General features: G+C 72.1%; 11 protein-coding genes. 4 read left to right on the top strand and 7 right to left on the bottom strand.

Annotated elements, in window-relative coordinates; translation table 11 throughout:
* Positions 1–199: 199 nt before the first annotated feature.
* From ACZ44S_RS16105 to ACZ44S_RS16120, 4 genes are all read right to left on the bottom strand, one after another.
* Positions 200–1,423 (bottom strand): branched-chain amino acid ABC transporter substrate-binding protein, encoded by a 1,224-nt coding sequence (locus tag ACZ44S_RS16105; protein WP_466929191.1) that lies wholly within the window; start codon positions 1,421–1,423, stop codon positions 200–202.
* A 586-nt stretch (positions 1,424–2,009) separates the two neighbouring features.
* On the bottom strand, positions 2,010–2,483 hold the full coding sequence (locus ACZ44S_RS16110) for a hypothetical protein (RefSeq protein ID WP_466929194.1): 474 nt from the start codon (positions 2,481–2,483) through the stop codon (positions 2,010–2,012).
* Positions 2,484–2,595: 112 nt separating this feature from the next.
* Entirely contained in the window at positions 2,596–3,078 is a 483-nt protein-coding gene (locus tag ACZ44S_RS16115) for a PaaI family thioesterase (RefSeq protein ID WP_466929197.1), read from the bottom strand.
* Positions 3,079–3,129: 51 nt separating this feature from the next.
* Positions 3,130–5,409, bottom strand: coding sequence for an FdhF/YdeP family oxidoreductase (locus ACZ44S_RS16120; RefSeq protein ID WP_466929200.1), 2,280 nt, complete (start codon positions 5,407–5,409; stop codon positions 3,130–3,132).
* Positions 5,410–5,625: 216 nt separating this feature from the next.
* On the opposite strand from ACZ44S_RS16120, the gene polA reads away from it, so the two are divergent.
* On the top strand, positions 5,626–8,349 hold the full coding sequence (polA, locus tag ACZ44S_RS16125; protein ID WP_466929203.1) for a DNA polymerase I: 2,724 nt from the start codon (positions 5,626–5,628) through the stop codon (positions 8,347–8,349).
* 27 nt (positions 8,350–8,376) lie between these two features.
* Here polA and ACZ44S_RS16130 read toward each other — a convergent pair whose 3' ends face one another.
* A complete protein-coding gene (locus ACZ44S_RS16130) occupies positions 8,377–9,420 on the bottom strand; it encodes an NAD(P)-dependent alcohol dehydrogenase (RefSeq protein WP_466929206.1) in 1,044 nt (347 codons plus the stop codon).
* Between the two features lie 102 nt (positions 9,421–9,522).
* On the opposite strand from ACZ44S_RS16130, the gene ACZ44S_RS16135 reads away from it, so the two are divergent.
* Positions 9,523–10,116, top strand: coding sequence for a TetR/AcrR family transcriptional regulator (locus ACZ44S_RS16135; protein ID WP_466929209.1), 594 nt, complete (start codon positions 9,523–9,525; stop codon positions 10,114–10,116).
* Positions 10,117–10,546: 430 nt separating this feature from the next.
* Complete coding sequence (locus ACZ44S_RS16140; RefSeq protein ID WP_466929213.1) at positions 10,547–10,981, top strand: hypothetical protein; 435 nt, start codon at positions 10,547–10,549, stop codon at positions 10,979–10,981.
* On the opposite strand, the gene ACZ44S_RS16145 is transcribed toward ACZ44S_RS16140, so the two are convergent.
* Positions 10,899–11,762 (bottom strand): DUF4184 family protein, encoded by an 864-nt coding sequence (locus ACZ44S_RS16145; protein ID WP_466929216.1) that lies wholly within the window; start codon positions 11,760–11,762, stop codon positions 10,899–10,901. The two genes, ACZ44S_RS16140 and ACZ44S_RS16145, sit on opposite strands and share 83 nt — an antisense overlap.
* 287 nt (positions 11,763–12,049) lie before the next feature.
* Between ACZ44S_RS16145 and ACZ44S_RS16150 the strand changes: the two genes are divergently transcribed.
* Positions 12,050–13,804 carry a lytic transglycosylase domain-containing protein gene (locus ACZ44S_RS16150; protein WP_466929218.1) on the top strand — a complete coding sequence of 585 codons (1,755 nt, stop codon included), beginning with the start codon at positions 12,050–12,052 and terminating at the stop codon, positions 13,802–13,804.
* A gap of 52 nt (positions 13,805–13,856) precedes the next feature.
* Here ACZ44S_RS16150 and ACZ44S_RS16155 read toward each other — a convergent pair whose 3' ends face one another.
* A complete protein-coding gene (locus ACZ44S_RS16155; RefSeq protein ID WP_466929221.1) occupies positions 13,857–16,547 on the bottom strand; it encodes an ATP-dependent RNA helicase in 2,691 nt (896 codons plus the stop codon).

Below are 16,547 nucleotides of genomic sequence, written 5' to 3' on the forward strand. Positions count from 1 at the left end.
GTGGGGGGTGCGGGGACAGGGGGGGGGGGGGGGGGTGCTTCGCTTGTCTTCCCCCTCCCTCTTCCCGTGTTTGGGTGGGGTCAGTGGCGCCCCACCCCCCCCCTCCCCCCCCCCCCCCACCCCCTCCCCCCCCCCCCCCCCCCCCCCCCCCCCCCCGCGGCCTGGAACAACGCTTGAAGTGCTGAGAGAGCCTTGCGTGCTACTCCGGCTTCACGGCCTCGGAGTGCTTGTCCTTCCACGTGCCGCCCTCGACCTGGTAGGCGGTCATCATGGTGTTCGTGGTGTCGCCGAACTCGTCGAAGGAGACGGGGCCGGTCACGCCGTCGAACTTGACGTCGGCCATGGCCTCGAGGACCTGCTCGCGGCTGGGCAGCTTGTTGTCGTTCTTCTCGTAGGCGATCTTGACGGCCTGGATGATGGACCAGGTGGCGTCGTAGGTGCCGCCGCCGTAGGCCTCGTAGTCCTCCTCGTAACCCGCCTTCTCGTAGTCCGCGATGAACTTCTTGGCGGAGTCGAGCTTCTCCGTCGGCGCACCGACGGAGGTGGCGAGGTCACCCTGGGCCTTCTTGTTCAGCTTGATGAAGTCGGCGCTGAAGATGCCGTCGCCGCCCATGAGGGGGATCTTGGCGCCGGCGTCCTTGATCTGCTGGCTCAGCGGACCTGCGGCCGGGTATTCACCGCCGTAGTAGACGGCCTTGGCGTTGGACTTCTTGACCTTGGTGGCCACGGCGTTGAAGTCGCGCTCCTCGGGGTTCACGTGGTCGGTGCCCACGATCTTGCCACCGAGCTTGGTGAAGGTGTCCTTGAAGGAGGCAGCGAGGCCGGCGCCGTACGTCTTCTGGTCGTCGATCAGGTAGACGTCCTTGATCTTCGCCGTGTTGAAGAGGAAGTTCGCGGCGAAGGCACCCTGGATGGCGTCGGTGGTGGCCGTACGGAAGAAGGTCTTGAACGGACGCTTCTTGTCGCCGCTCTTCCAGTTGTCGCCCTGGGTCAGCTCGGTGCCGGTGTTGGCAGGCGACACCTGCACCAGGTTGGCGTCGTTGAACGGCTTCTGCATCGACTGCGAGACGCTGGAGTTCAGCGGGCCGACGACGCCGAGAACGTCCTTGTCATTGATGAAGGAAACGGCGTTCTGCTGGCCGACCGAAGGCTGGGCCTGGTCGTCCTTGGCGTCGAGCTTGAAGGTGATGCCGTCGACCACCTTCTGAGCGTTCGCGTTCTTGACCGCGAGGTCGGCGGAGTTCCTGATACCCAGGCCAAGGGCCGAGAGGTCGCCGGTGAGCGGAGCGTCGAGACCGATGACGACGGTGGCGTTCTCACCGTCGCCACCGCCCTTGCTGTCGTCGCGCGAACCACAGGCAGTGAGGGTGAGTGCCCCCGCCGTCAGCGCGGCGGTGATGGCGATGAGCGAACGTTGACGCACGATCCAGTCCTTTCACCTGACAGCCGCTTCCCGGTGGAAGCGGCCGAGTCGAGCGCTGGGCCGACGTGACAATCGGGCTCCGCGGTGACTGGCCGTGACTCTAAGCGGGTGACGGGAACGTGGAGGAGAGTCTGGCCAAGGCTGTGACTCTCTTGTTATGACACGACGTATTGCAGAGCGGTACTGAGTGGGGGGAACAGAGGAATTCTCGCCGGTTTGCCCTGTCCGCATGGTGAGAAACCGCAGGACCTGGCGCGATGCGTTCAGGTGTATCAAGGGTTTTGGTGATTACCTGAAAACGTTGCTGCAGGCGACCTGTGGGGCACGAGGTGTGTCAGCGCCCGAAGCCTGAAGCCGTGGGCCTGCATTGCGTGCATATTACGTAGAGTTACGAACGGGAAAGACGGTGCGGCGCGCCCAGGCGCTTCTCGTGTTCCGTCTCCTGAGATCCGAAAGTCCTGCATACGGCCGGAGAATCCGGATTGCCGCGACCGGAGGGCCGGCCCTGTGGTGGGCTCGACTGTGAATCGTGAGTTCCGTTTCGGCTCCGGGGGGCTTTGGCCTGCATATTCAGGCGGGCAAAGGGCTATCGCCACGGCCGTTCGCTCGGTCCGCCGCCGTGATACCGATCGGCGCAGCCCTCCCGTACCTGACGGTCGATCACCTTCTGGGCCGCCGGCGTTCCTTGACGCTGTTGCACGGGCCGTGCTGCGGCCACGGCCTCGAGCAGGATGTTGTACTGGCCGTTGGACATCCCCATCTTCTGATAGTCGCCGTAATCGCGCCCGGCCAGCGCCTCACGGGACCAGTACGTCACGAGCTGTACACAGATCTCCTCGGGGGAGGTGGCGAGGGGGACGGGGGAGCTTGCGGCGGGTCTCGAGGCGGACGGCGATCCGGCGCCGGGCCCCTGGCAGCCGGCCGACGACGCGACGGTGCACAGCAGCGCGGCGGCGAGCAGCGGCGCGGCACCGCCACGGCGTGTGACGGTGCCGCGCGCCGCGCGCGGCCGAGGCGGGCGCTCCGGCCCCGTCCGTCGAGTGGACCCTCCCTGTCTCATGGTGTGAACGGTAAAGTTCCCGTCGGCCGACGGCAACGGTGTACGCGTCGGCCGCGGTGGCGGGCACGACGTGTGACACGCCGTCAGTTCCCTGGCCGCGTACGCCGAGGGCTCAGCCCGCCGCCCGCTCCGCGTCGCCGGGCGTCACGTCCCGCAGCAGACAGGTCAGCCGCGCGGTGCACACCCGCTTGTCCGCCTCGTCGGTGATGACGATCTCGTACGTCGCCGTGGACCGCCCCCGGTGCACCGGCGTCGCGACCCCGGTGACCAGACCGGAGCGGACACCGCGGTGGTGTGTGCAGTTGAGGTCGACGCCGACCGCGATCTTGGTGCTGCCGCCGTGCAGCATCGAGCCCACCGACCCCAGCGTCTCGGCCAGCACGGCAGAGGCGCCGCCGTGCAGCAGCCCGTACGGCTGGGTGTTGCCCTCCACCGGCATCGTCCCCACGACCCGCTCCGCCGAGGCTTCGAGGATCTGCACGCCCATCCGCGTGCCCAGATGGCCCGCCGAGAACAGCGCCGGCAGGTCCACACCGAGCGCGGCGTACTCGTCGATGACCTCCTGCGGGAACTTCACCTGCTGCTGCTCGCCCATGGGCCCGGCTCCATTCGTGCTGCGTCGTACGGCTGTCTGCTGAGCGAACGCTCAGTCGGTCGCCGATTGTTCCAGACGCACCACCACGGACTTGCTGGCCGGGGTGTTACTGGTGTCCGCGGTGGCGTCCAGCGGCACCAGGACGTTCGTCTCCGGGTAGTACGCGGCGGCACAGCCCCGCGCCGTCGGATAGTGCACGACCCGGAAACCGGGCGCCCTGCGCTCCACGCCGTCCTTCCACTCGCCGACGAGATCGACGTAGCTGCCGTCCACCAGGCGAAGCTCCCGCGCGTCCTCCGGGTTGACCAACACCACCCGGCGGCCGTTCCTGATTCCCCGGTAACGGTCGTCGAGGCCGTAGATCGTGGTGTTGTACTGGTCGTGCGAGCGCAGCGTCTGCAACAGCAGCCGGCCCTCGGGCAACTCGGGGAACTCCACCGGCGCCGCGGTGAAGTTGGCCTTGCCGGTGGCGGTGGGGAAACGCCGCTCGTCGCGCGGGGCGTGCGGCAGCGCGAAGCCTCCCGGGCGCGCCACGCGCGCGTTGAAGTCCTCGAAGCCGGGGACCACCCGCGCGATGCGGTCGCGGATCGTCGCGTAGTCCTTCTCGAACCCCTCCCAGGGCACGGTGCTGCTCCCGCCGAGGACCCGGCGGGCCAGCCGGCAGACGATCGCCGGCTCGGACAGCAGATGCGGGCTCGCCGGTTCCAGACGGCCGCGCGAGGCGTGCACCATCCCCATGGAGTCCTCGACGGTCACGAACTGCTCGCCGCCGTCCTGGACATCGCGCTCCGTGCGGCCGAGCGTCGGCAGGATCAGGGCCCGCGCACCGGTGACGGTGTGCGAGCGGTTCAGCTTGGTCGACACATGCACCGTCAGCCGGGCGCGGCGCATCGCCGCCTCGGTGACCTCCGTGTCGGGGGAGGCGGAGACGAAGTTGCCGCCCATGGCGAAGAAGACCTTCGCCCTCCCGTCGCGCAGCGCGCGGATGGCCCGCACCACGTCGTAGCCGTGCTCACGCGGCGGTGCGAAACCGAACTCCTCCTCCAGGGCGTCCAGGAACGCCGGCGCGGGCCGTTCGAAGATGCCCATGGTGCGGTCGCCCTGCACATTGGAGTGACCGCGCACCGGGCACACGCCCGCGCCCGGGCGGCCGATGTTGCCGCGCAGCAGAAGGAAGTTGACGACCTCCCGGATCATCGGCACGGAGTGCTTGTGCTGTGTGAGGCCCATCGCCCAGCAGACGATGACGCGCTTCGACTCGAGGACCATCCGCAGACACTGCTCGATGTCCCCGCGCGTGAGACCGGTCGCGGTGAGCGTCCCGTCCCAGTCGGCGGCGCGCGCCGCCTCGGCGAACTCCTCGAAGCCGTGCGTGTGCTCGCGCACGAACTCCTCGTCGACCGCACCCGGCGTGTCGAGGATCAGCCGGTTGAGGAGCCGGAAGAGGGCCTGGTCGCCGCCGATGCGGATCTGCAGGAACAGATCGGTCAGGGCGGCGCCGGTGGTGAGTCCCTTCGGCGTCTGCGGATTCTTGAAGCGCTCCAGCCCCGCCTCGGGCAGCGGATTGACGCTGACGATCCGCGCGCCGTTCGCCTTCGCCTTCTCCAGGGCGGACAGCATGCGCGGATGGTTGGTGCCCGGGTTCTGGCCGGCGACGATGATCAGGTCGGCCTGGTGGAGGTCCTCCAGCAGCACGCTGCCCTTGCCCACGCCGATGGTCTCGGACAGGGCCGAGCCGGACGACTCGTGGCACATGTTCGAGCAGTCGGGAAGGTTGTTGGTGCCCAGCTGCCGCGCGAACAGCTGGTAGAGGAAGGCGGCCTCGTTGCTGGTGCGTCCCGAGGTGTAGAAGACAGCCTCGTCGGCGGAGGAGAGGGCGGCGATCTCCTCGGCGACGATGTCGAAGGCACGTTCCCAGGTGACTGGCTCGTAGTGCTCACCGCCCTCGGGCAGATACATGGGGTGCGTCAGCCGCCCCTGCTGCCCCAGCCAGTAGCCGCTGCGGCCGGCCAGATCGGCCACCGGGTGCGCGGCGAAGAACTCCGGGGTGACCCGTCGCAGGGTCGCCTCCTCGGCCACCGCCTTCGCACCGTTCTCACAGAACTCCGCGCGGTGCCGGTGGTCGCCCTCCGGCCAGGCACAGCCGGGACAGTCGAAGCCGTCCTTCTGGTTGACACTGAGCAGCGTCAGCGCCGTGCGCTTCACACCCATCTGCTGCTGCGCCACCCGCAGGGTGTGCCCGATCGCCGGCAGCCCGGCGGCCGCCCGCTTCGGCCCGGCGACCTGCGGCGCGTCCTGAACCGGATCACCCTTGGGCGGCTTCGTTGCCATAGCGCACTCCTGTTCACGCACACGTGTGAGGTACGTCTCCGATCCTCCCACGGCCTCCCGAACAGCCCGTCCGGCGCTTGAGAACGCGGCCCGCAGGGCCGACGGGGCCCGGGGCGCAGCCGCAGGGACGGGACGGGAAGGGGCTGAGGGGGCGAATCCATGCGGCGGCACAGCGGACGGAACCGAGTGTCAGTGGCACGTGGCAGGATCGGACACGTGGCAGAGACAGCATCGAAGAAGACCGGCCAGACCCCTGGCGCCCGCCCGCGACTGATGCTCATGGACGGGCACTCGCTCGCGTACCGCGCGTTCTTCGCGCTGCCCGCGGAGAACTTCACCACCGCGACCGGCCAGCCGACGAACGCGATCTACGGCTTCGCGTCGATGCTGGCCAACACGCTGCGTGACGAGGCGCCCACGCACTTCGCGGTCGCCTTCGACGTGTCCCGCAAGACATGGCGGTCGGAGGAGTTCACCGAGTACAAGGCGAACCGCTCCAAGACCCCTGACGAGTTCAAGGGGCAGGTCGAGCTGATCGGCGAGCTGCTCGACGCGATGCACGCCGAGCGCTTCGCCGTCGAGGGCTACGAGGCGGACGACGTCATCGCCACCCTCGCCACCCAGGCCGAGGCCGAGGGCTTCGAGGTGCTGATCGTCACCGGCGACCGGGACTCCTTCCAGCTGGTGTCCGAGCACACCACGGTGCTGTACCCGACGAAGGGCGTCTCCGAGCTGACCCGGTTCACCCCGGAGAAGGTCTTCGAGAAGTACGGCCTGACGCCGGCCCAGTACCCCGACTTCGCGGCGCTGCGCGGCGACCCGTCCGACAACCTCCCCGGCATCCCGGGCGTCGGAGAGAAGACGGCCGCGAAGTGGATCAACCAGTTCGGTTCCTTCGCCGAGCTCGTCGAGCGTGTCGACGAGGTCAAGGGCAAGGCGGGGCAGAATCTGCGCGACCATCTGGAAGCGGTCAAGCTCAACCGCCGGCTCACCGAGCTGGAGCGCCGGGTCGAGCTGCCCAAGGCTGTCTCCCACTTGGAGCGGACCGCCTACGACCGCAAGGCCGTGGCGATGATCCTGGACACCCTGGAGATCAGGAACCCCTCTCTGCGCGAGCGTCTGTTCGCCGTCGACCCGGGCGCGGAGGAGGCCGAAACCACCCCGGTCGTCACGGACGGTGTGGAGCTCGACGGCACCGTGCTGGGCGCGGGCGAGCTGGCCGGCTGGCTCACCGAGCACGGCGCGGGCCCCCTCGGGGTCGCCACCGTCGACACATGGGCGCTCGGCACCGGTTCGGTCGCCGAGGTCGCTCTGGCCGCGGCCGCCGGGCCCGCCGCCTGGTTCGACCCGGCCGAGCTGGACGAGACCGACGAGCGGGCGTTCGCCGCCTGGCTCGCCGACAAGGACAAGCCCAAGGTGTTCCACAACGCCAAGGGCGCGATGCGCGTCTTCGCCGAGCACGGCTGGACCATCGAGGGCGTCACCATGGACACCGCGCTCGCCGCGTACCTGGTGAAGCCGGGCCGCCGCTCCTTCGACCTCGACGCGCTGTCCCTCGAGTACCTGCACCGTGAGCTGGCACCCGCCGCCGCGCCCGACGGCCAGCTCGCCTTCGGCGCGGACGACGGGGCCGAGGCCGAGGCGCTGATGGTGCAGGCCCGCACCGTCGTCGACCTGGGGGAGGCCTTCGAGGGCCGCCTGGCCGAGGTGGGGGCGGCGGACCTGCTCCGCGACATGGAACTCCCCACCTCCGCTCTGCTGGCCCGCATGGAGCGGCACGGCATCGCGGCCGACCGGGCCCACCTGGAAGCCATGGAGCAGATGTTCGCGGGCGCCGTCCAGCAGGCGGTGAAGGAGGCGCACGCGGCGGCGGGGCACGAGTTCAACCTCGGCTCGCCCAAACAGCTCCAGGAGGTCCTCTTCGGTGAGCTGGCCCTGCCCAGGACCAAGAAGACGAAGACCGGCTACACCACCGACGCCGACGCCCTGGCCTGGCTGGCGGGACAGACGGACAACGAACTGCCGGTGATCATGCTCCGCCATCGCGAGCAGGCGAAGCTGCGGGTCACCGTCGAGGGCCTGATCAAGACGATCGCCGCGGACGGCCGGATCCACACCACGTTCAACCAGACGGTCGCAGCGACCGGCCGTCTGTCCTCCACGGACCCCAATCTCCAGAACATCCCGGTGCGCACGGACGAGGGCCGTGCGATCCGCCGCGGGTTCGTCGTCGGCGAGGGCTTCGAGGCGCTCCTCACCGCGGACTACAGCCAGATCGAACTGCGCGTGATGGCCCACCTCTCCGAGGACGCCGGTCTGACCGAGGCGTTCACCTCCGGCGAGGACCTGCACACCACGGCGGCCGCCCAGGTCTTCTCGGTCGAGCAGTCCGCGGTCGACGCGGAGATGCGCCGCAAGATCAAGGCCATGTCGTACGGCCTGGCGTACGGACTGTCGGCCTTCGGCCTCTCCCAGCAGCTGAACATCGAGGCGGCCGAGGCTCGCGCCCTGATGGACGCCTACTTCGAGCGGTTCGGCGGGGTGCGGGACTATCTGCAGCGGGTCGTCGCCGAGGCCCGGGCCACCGGCTACACGGCGACGCTGTTCGGCCGCCGCCGCTATCTGCCCGACCTCAACAGCGACAACCGCCAGCGCCGGGAGGCGGCGGAGCGCATGGCGCTCAACGCGCCGATCCAGGGCACGGCGGCGGACATCGTCAAGATCGCCATGCTGAACGTGGACCGCGCGCTGCGCGAGGCGGACCTGCGCTCCCGCATGCTCCTCCAGGTCCACGACGAAATCGTCCTGGAACTCGCCCCCGGCGAGCGCTCCGCCGTGGAGGAACTGGTCCGCCGCGAGATGGCGTCCGCGGTCCGCCTCCGCGTCCCCCTGGGCGTGTCGGTGGGCGTGGGCCCGGACTGGGAGTCGGCGGCGCACTGAGCGGACCGAGGCCCTCGGACCATGCCGTCAGTCGAGGTCGGACAGGTCGAGGACGAAGCGGTGGCGCACGTCGTTGCGCCCGAGCCGATCGAGGGCCTCGTTCACCCGCGCCGAAGGCAGCAGCTCGATGTCCGCGGTGACACCGTGTTCGGCGCAGAAGTCCAGCATGGCGGCGGTGGCGGGCAGACCACCGCTGCCTGCCGAGCTGAGCTTCTTGCGCCCCACGAGCAGGTCCAGGGTCTCCACGGTGACGGGACCGAGGTGCCCCAGCTGGCTGAGTGTGCCGTCCATGGCGACGAGCCGCAGAAAGGGGCCGAGGTCGTGCGGGGCCGAGACGGTGTCGATGACGATGTCGAAGCGGTCGCGCGCCGCGGCCATCTGCTCCGGGTCGGTGGAGACGATGAATTCACCGGCCCCGAGACGGCGGGCGTCGTCGGCCTTCTCCGGTGAGCGGCTGACGACGGAGGTGTCGGCGCCGCGTGCGACGGCGAGTTTGACCGCGAGGTGGCCCAGTCCGCCCAGCCCCGCGACGGCGACCCGGGTTCCCGGGCCCGCACCGAGGGCCTCCAGCGGTTCCCAGACGGTGATGCCCGCGCAGAGCAGGGGAGCGGCGGCGGCCGGGTCCAGCCCGGCCGGGAGAGGATGGGCGAACCGGTCGCGGACCACGTACTCCCGGGAGAAGCCGCCCAGGGTGGTCGACCCGTCGTGCCGGTCGGTGCCGTCGTAGGTCAGTGTCGGGTGGGCGTGGCAGAAGTTCTCCTGTCCGGCCCGGCACATGGCGCACTCGCCGCACGAGTCGACGATGTTGCCCACCGCGACCGGGTCGCCGACGGCGAAGCGCGTGACGGCCGTACCGGTCTCGGTCACCACGCCCGTGAACTCGTGCCCCGGCACCAGGGCCGTGGCCCTGGCGCCGTCGCGGGCGCCGACGGCGTGCAGGTCGGTGTGGCACACCCCGCAGTAGTCCACCCGGATCGCGAGATCGTCCGGACGCAGCTCGCGCCGCTCCAGGGGAGCCCGGCGCAACGTCCTCGATGGTCCCTGTGCCATCCAGCCAACGGTGGTCCTCATCGAGATCTCCTCAGACAGACTGTTCGGTCTATTGCACCGTAGGCTCATGGGTGACGACAAAGCAAACCGACTGTTCTGTTGTGCTGCTGCTAGGCTGACGGCATGGCCGACCTTCCCCTGACCTCGCGCGGAGCGGCGACGTACCGGCGCATCGTCGACGTGGCGATCAAGGAATTCGCCGAGTACGGGATCGCCGGGGCGCGCGTCGAGCGGATCGTCGCCGGGGCGCGCACCAACAAGGCGCAGCTGTACGCCTATTTCGGCAGCAAGGACGGGCTGTTCGACGCCATCTTCTTCGGCTCGCTCGACCGCATCGTGAACGTCGTCCCGATCGACGCCGCCGACCTCGCGGACTGGGCCGTACGCCTCTACGACGAGTATCTGCGCCGCCCCGACCTGATCCGGCTGGCCACCTGGGCCCGCCTCGAGCGACGTCCCACCGGCCATCTCGTCGACGACGCCGACCGCCGTGACGACCGCAAACTGCGTGCCATCGCCGAGGCGCAGGCCGCGGGCCTGGTCCGTCAAGGGGACCCGTTCGACCTGATGGCCATGGTCATCGCCATGTCCATGGCCTGGTCACCGGTCAGCAACGTCTACGCGGCGACCGCCGAGGAACCTCCCGAAACCCACGCCCGCCGCCGCACCCTGCTGCGCGAGAGCGTCCACCGGGCCATGTCCCCGACGACGCCCTGACCGACGCGGCCGGCCGGGGGCAGGGGACCCGCCCCTTGCGACCGTGCCGGCGTTCTTTGCGGGGCCCGCGACGGGCGTGCTCTGCTCCGGGAGGGCGTCCGCGCGGCCTTGCGCCCGACCGTGGTCCGACCGGTGCGAGGGGGCAGGGCAGCGGGTGCGCCCCCCGGCGCCGCGCCCGCGCGTGCCGGGGCGATTGGTGTCGTGCACTGCTCCGGGAGGGGCGTCTGTCGGGCCGTGTCACCGACCGCGCTCCGACCGTTGCGGGGGCCCGGCGGGACGGGCGCGTCACCCCCGCGGCCCGCCCCGCGGCCTGGGCGCCGGGCGTGACCGTCCGGCTCCCCCCGGGCCCCGCCCGCCTCCCGGCCGGTCCTTCACCCGCGTGGCCCTCGCGGGAGGGCCGGTGTGCGGCTCTCCCGACAGGATGCGACGCATGGGTATACGCATGCTTCACCGCACAGCGGCACCCCCGCGGGCCGACGCCGACGGACCCACCCTCGAGACGTTTCCGCCGGTTCCGGTCTTCGCGGCCGCCGCAAGTACCGCCCGCATCCCGGTCACCCTCGCGACAGCCCTGCGGAACGCCACCGCGGACCTCGGACGTCGCATCACCGACGGCAGATGGCGCACCGGGCGCACCGCCGGCGCCGTACTCCCCGGCGAGCAGCCACCGTGGCGGCTGTGGGCCGAACTGGCCCGCGCCTACCTCACCCTCGTGGTCACCTGGCTGCCCCGTCCCCGCCCCGTCCGCACCGTCACCGTGTTCGTCGCGGCGAGCGAGACCCTCAGCGTGCGGCCGTACGGCTCTCCGGCCGTGTACCGGAGTCTGCAGAGCCCGCCGTGGCCGGGGCCGGACGCCACACCCTGACGGCCACCGCGTACAGCGGCAGCGCCAGAACGAGCCCCGCGCCCGCACCGAAGCACACCGTCGGGATCAGTTCCCAGGGCTTCGCGGTCGACCCCCAGTAGGCCCACCACCGTGAGGCCCGCTGCACCGCCCCCGCCGCCGCACACCCGCCGAGCAGCGCCACCGCCCACCACCGGTCGCCGGCCGGGAGCACGGGCACCCCCGCGGAGCCGGCCGCCGCCGGTGCCGTACGGCGCAGCGCCCGTGCCACGAACAGCCCGATCACGACCGCCGCCACCGCCGAACCGCCGTACTGCAGGTACCAGTACAGCGGCGAGCCCGCGATCTCCTCGCCCAGCACGGGGAACACCCGCATCCCCCACCGGTCGAGATGCGTGAACGCGTCCCACACGACGTGCGTCGACGCGCCCAGCACGGCCGAGACGTACCAGCGCGCCACCAGCGACGCCCCCGTGCGCGCACGGGGCGCTCCGCACCGCAGAAGTGCCGCCGTCCGGCCCTGCCGGCGCCGCGGCAACAGCGCCACCAGCGGTTCGCGCACCAGCAGCCACAGACCCACCAGCGCCCAGGCGATGAGCACATCGACCGTGAACACGCCCCAGAAGGCGTGCGTCACGTCGCCGAACCGCATCGCCCCCGACAGGACACTCGCCGCGTAATAGGTCATGTCGGGAGCGAAGCTCCCCGCGACCAGCACGGCGGGGACCAGGGCGCCCCGGCCGCTCCCGTCGGTGCGTATCGCCGGCAGGACCGCCGCGGCATGGCTGAGCGTGAACGGCAACTGGACTCCTCGCGGCAGGCTTTGGCCGGGCGCTCGGGGCCCGTTGATCGGAAGGCCCCAGTATGCCCGGACACCCGTCCCGGCCCTTGCCGCACCATCAACGTGGCCAATGGGTGAATATCGGGCACGAACGGGTGTCCGGGCAAAGGAAGTTGTCGTAGGGTCGCGAGGGTCGTCACGCCGGAACGTCCGCGAAGGGCAACCGGCGGGGCGGGCGGAACGTCACAACAGGGCGGGCACAACACACGTTGACGGGCGTCACAGCGCCCACGGGAGGGGTTCACTCTATGGCGGCGCATTTCGGCAGGAGGCTGCGCAAGGGAGCGGCAACCACCGCCGTGGCCGCGGCAGCGGTGGCGGCCCTGTCCGCATCCCAGGCCCCGGGCGTGACGGTCGACGGCCAGGGCAGACAGACCACCGCCGACACCACGCCCTCGCCCGAGGAGGCCGCCGCCGACAGCGCGACCGGCAATTCGCCGTACTACACGGACCTGCCGCCCCTCAACAGCCCCAACCCCTCCCCGAGTGCCGGAACGGGCCCGGGTGACCGGACCGCCTCGGAGGCCGGCATACCCGCGACGGTCCTCGACGCCTACAAGAAGGCCGAGGCCGCGCTGCGCGAGAAGAAGCCGGGCTGCCATCTGCCCTGGCAACTCCTCGCCGCCATCGGCAAGGTGGAGTCCGGTCAGGCCCGCGGCGGACGCGTCTCCGCCGACGGCACCACGCTCTCCCCGATCCTCGGCCCGCAGCTGGACGGCAACGGCTTCGCCCTCATCAAGGACACCGACGACGGTGCCTACGACGGCAACAGCACCTACGACCAGGCCGTCGGCCCCATGCAGTTCATCCCCTCCACCTGGGCGTGGGCGGGCCGGGACGGCAACGGCGACGGGCGCGAGGACCCCAACAACATCTACGACGCCGCACTCTCCGCCGGCCACTACCTGTGCCGCAACGGGTGGGACCTGTCCGACCGGGGGGACCTGAGGAAGGCCATCCTCAGCTACAACAACTCGACGGACTATCTGAACACCGTCCTGCGGTGGCTGGAGTACTACCGCAAGGGCACCCACGAGATCCCGGACGGCACCGGCTCGCTGCCCGTGGACCGCAGCGACGACGACACCGTGCGCCCCACCCCGTCGTCCTCGGCCACTCCGCCCGCGCCGAAGCCGGGCACCAAGCCGGGCAACAAGCCCGGCACCAAGCCGGGCGGCTCCCGCCCGAGCCCCGGGCCCGGCACCCCCGGCAGCGGCAGCCCGACCACGCCGCCGCCCACCACGCCCCCTCCGACCACCACCCCTCCGACGCCCACCGACACGGTGGACCACCTGGAGGACGCCGGCACCGGAGCGCTCACGGCGATGGCGGGCGACGCGTTCACCAAGAAGATCAGCACCCGCGCCGAGACGGACGCCGGCAAGGCCGTGGCCAAGGTGCGGATCCGCTTCACCATCCTCGGCGACACCGGCACCACCTTCGCCGGCGGCGAGACCGTGGCCACCGTCGTCACCGGCTCGTCGGGCGTCGCCGTGGCACCCGCGCTCCAGGCCGGTGAGACGCCCGGCTCGTTCACCGTCCGTGCCGTCGTCGTGGGCCGCGTCGTTCCCGGTGTCGGCTACCAGGCCAAGGTCACCGAGCGCGCCGCCGACACGCTCGTCCGCACCGGCGACGCGGCGCTGACCTGCACCCCCGGCGGCACGTTCGCCACAGCGGTCGAGGTGAAGGCCACGTACGGCGGTGCCGCCGCCGACAAGGTCGCCGCCACCGCCACGCTCATCACGTCGGCCGACAACCCGGCCGAGAACGACAAGGGCCCCTACTTCAAGGACGCCGACGGCAAGGCCGTCCGCACGCTGAGCGGCCTGAAGACGGACACGGACGGCCTGCTGAAGCTGCCGCAGCTGTACGCGGACGACACCACCGGCACCTTCCTGCTCCGCATCACCACCGCGGGCGGGGCGGCCCTCACCGTCGAGCTGACCGTGGCGGCGGCCGAGACGCCGTCCCCGAGCCCGTCGACGAGCAGCCCCACCGCCTGACAACACCCACGGGCGAAGGCGCCCCTCCCGTACGACGGAGGGGCGCCTTCGCTCACCGCGTGAGCCGCGCCTTGGTGTGCCGGGTCGGCTCGGCGGTGGCCGGATCCTCCGGCCACGGGTGCTTGGGGTAGCGCCCGCGCAGTTCGGCCCGTACGCCCCTGTAACCCTCCCGCCAGAAGGACGCGAGGTCGGCGGTCACGGCGGCCGGCCGCCCGGCCGGGGACAGCAGATGCACCACAAGCGGCACTCCGGCCGCCCGGGGCGACTCCTGCAGCCCGAACATCTCCTGGAGCTTCACCGCCAGCACCGGCTGCTCCGGGTCGGAGTAGTCGATCCGGATCCGGGACCCGCTGGGCACGGTGATCCGCTCGGGCGCGAGCTCGTCGAGCCGCGCGGCCTGCCCGGAGGCCCAGGGCAGCAGCCGCCCGAGCGCCTCGCCGGCGTCGATCCGCGCGAGGTCGGCCCGCCGCCGGGCCCGGCTCAGCTCCGGCTCCAGCCACTCCTCCACACGCGCGTGCAGCGCCTCGTCGGACACCTCGGGCCACGGCGCGCCGAGCCGCGCGTGCAGGAACGCCAACCGCTGCCGCAGCACGACAGCCCCGGCGGGCCACCGCAACAGCCCGAACCCCTCCCGGCGCAGCCCGTCCAGCAGCGCGGCCCGTACGAGCGAGGGATCGGCACCGGTGTGCGGCCGTACGGCCAGCTCCACCGCCCCGAGCCGCTCCACCCGCCGCGCGACGACGTCCCCGTCCGCCCAGTGCACCTCCTCGCGGCTCTCCAGCAGCGCGCCCGCCGCGTACCGCGCGGTGCCCTCGTCGACGGCCGCGCCGAGCCCCACGCGCGCGTGCCCGCGCCCCACGGGCCGGTCGGCCACGGCGACGGCGAGCCACTGCGCTCCCCGCAGCCCGGACCCCGTCCCCACCTCGGCCCGTGTCCCGGCCACCATCAGATACGACCCGCCGTCGACCCGGGCGACCCGTTCGGGAAACGCCAGCGCGACAACGACCCCGACCCTCCCGTCCTCCCCGGCCCCCGAAGTCACTGCCGCCGGGCGCGGCCCCGGGGCGCCCTGGGAGCTCCCGTCAGCGGTCGTCCGGGCGTCCGGGGTGGTTTGCTCGGGGCGGTGGAGGCCGTCCTCGTGCGTGGACGGAGAGGGGAGTCCGGGGGCCCCGGGGGACGCTGCGGTGGAGGTCTGGTCCGGGGGAGTCGGCAGGGTGTACTCCGCGGCCCCCGAGGACGGCTCGGGAGCCAGCCTGCGCAGCCGGCGGGTCTCCGTGCGCCAGCGGGCGGCGTACGCGTCACCGCCGCGCCGGGCGGTCCGCAGCGCGCCGGCGAGGTCGTCCCCGTAGCCGCGCGGCGGTTCCTCGCCGATCAGGGCGACCACCTCGGCGGCGAGCTCCGGCCCCACCACCGGCGCCGCGTCCAGCAGCGCCCGCCCCAGCCGGGGGTGCAGCCCCAGCCCCGCCAGCCGGACGCCCCGTTCCGTGGCGCGCCCGCCGGGACCGACCGCCCCGATCGCCGTCAGGACGGAGCGGGCGGCCGCCATGGCCCCGCCCGGCGGGGGATCCAGCAGGGCCAGCCCGGAGGCGTCGGGATCGCCCCAGCACGCCGCCTGGAGGGCGAACGCCGTCAGGTCGGCCACCTTGATCTCGGGAGAGGGGAACCGCGGCAGCCGCGCGTCCTCAGCCTCCGCCCAGCAGCGATACACCGCACCCGGCGCCTCGCGCCCCGCGCGGCCCGCCCGCTGCCGCCCCGCGGCCCGCGAGGCCCGGACCGTCGTCAGTGCGCTCAGCCCCCGCGCGTGATCGACACGCGGCTCCCGTGCGAGCCCCGAGTCCACGACCACCCGCACCCCGGGAACCGTCAGCGACGACTCCGCCACCGAGGTCGCCAGCACCACCCGGCGGCGCTCCCCGGCGGACAGCACCGCGTCCTGCACGGCGGCCGGCGCCCTGCCGTGCACCTGGAGCACCTCGGCACCGCCGAGGTCGCCCAGCAGCCCGGCCACCCGGGCGATCTCGCCCACGCCGGGCAGGAACGCCAGCACGTCCCCGTCGCGCTCGGCCAGCGCGCGCCGTACCACCGACGCCACATGCGCCAGGAGCGCCGGGTCGACCCGCATGCCGTGCGGCGGGCGCACCTCACGCGCGGGAGGCGCCCACACCACCTCCACCGGGTACGCGGCCCCGCGCGCCTCGACGACCGGCGCGCCGCCCAGCAGCCGCGCCCACCCCTCCGCGTCCGTGGTCGCCGACGCCGCCACCAGCCGCAGCTCGGGACGGAGCGTCTCGCGCACGTCCCACAGGAACGCCGCCGCCGTGTCCGCGTCCAGATGCCGCTCGTGGCACTCGTCGAGCACCACCACGTCCACACCGGTCAGTTCCTGGTCGCGCTGCAGGCGCTGCAGGAGCACACCGGTCGTGACGACCTCCACGCGCGTGTGCCGCCCGACCGCCCGCTCCCCGCGCACCGTGAAACCGACCGACTCGCCGACCCGCTCGCCCAGCAGCCACGCCATCCGCCGTGCCGCCGCGCGGGCCGCGATCCGCCGCGGCTCGGCGACCACCACCCGCCGCGCGGGCCCCGCGCCGAGCAGCCCCGCCAGCGCCAACGGCACCAGGGTCGTCTTGCCCGTCCCGGGCGGCGCCACCAGCACCGCGGTGCCGTGCGCGTCGAGGGCGTCGGTCAGCCCGGGCAGGGCATCGCGTACGGGAAGGGCGTCCAGGGCGTCGTAACGGATCAC

The sequence above is a fragment of the Streptomyces malachitofuscus genome, assembly GCF_055571035.1.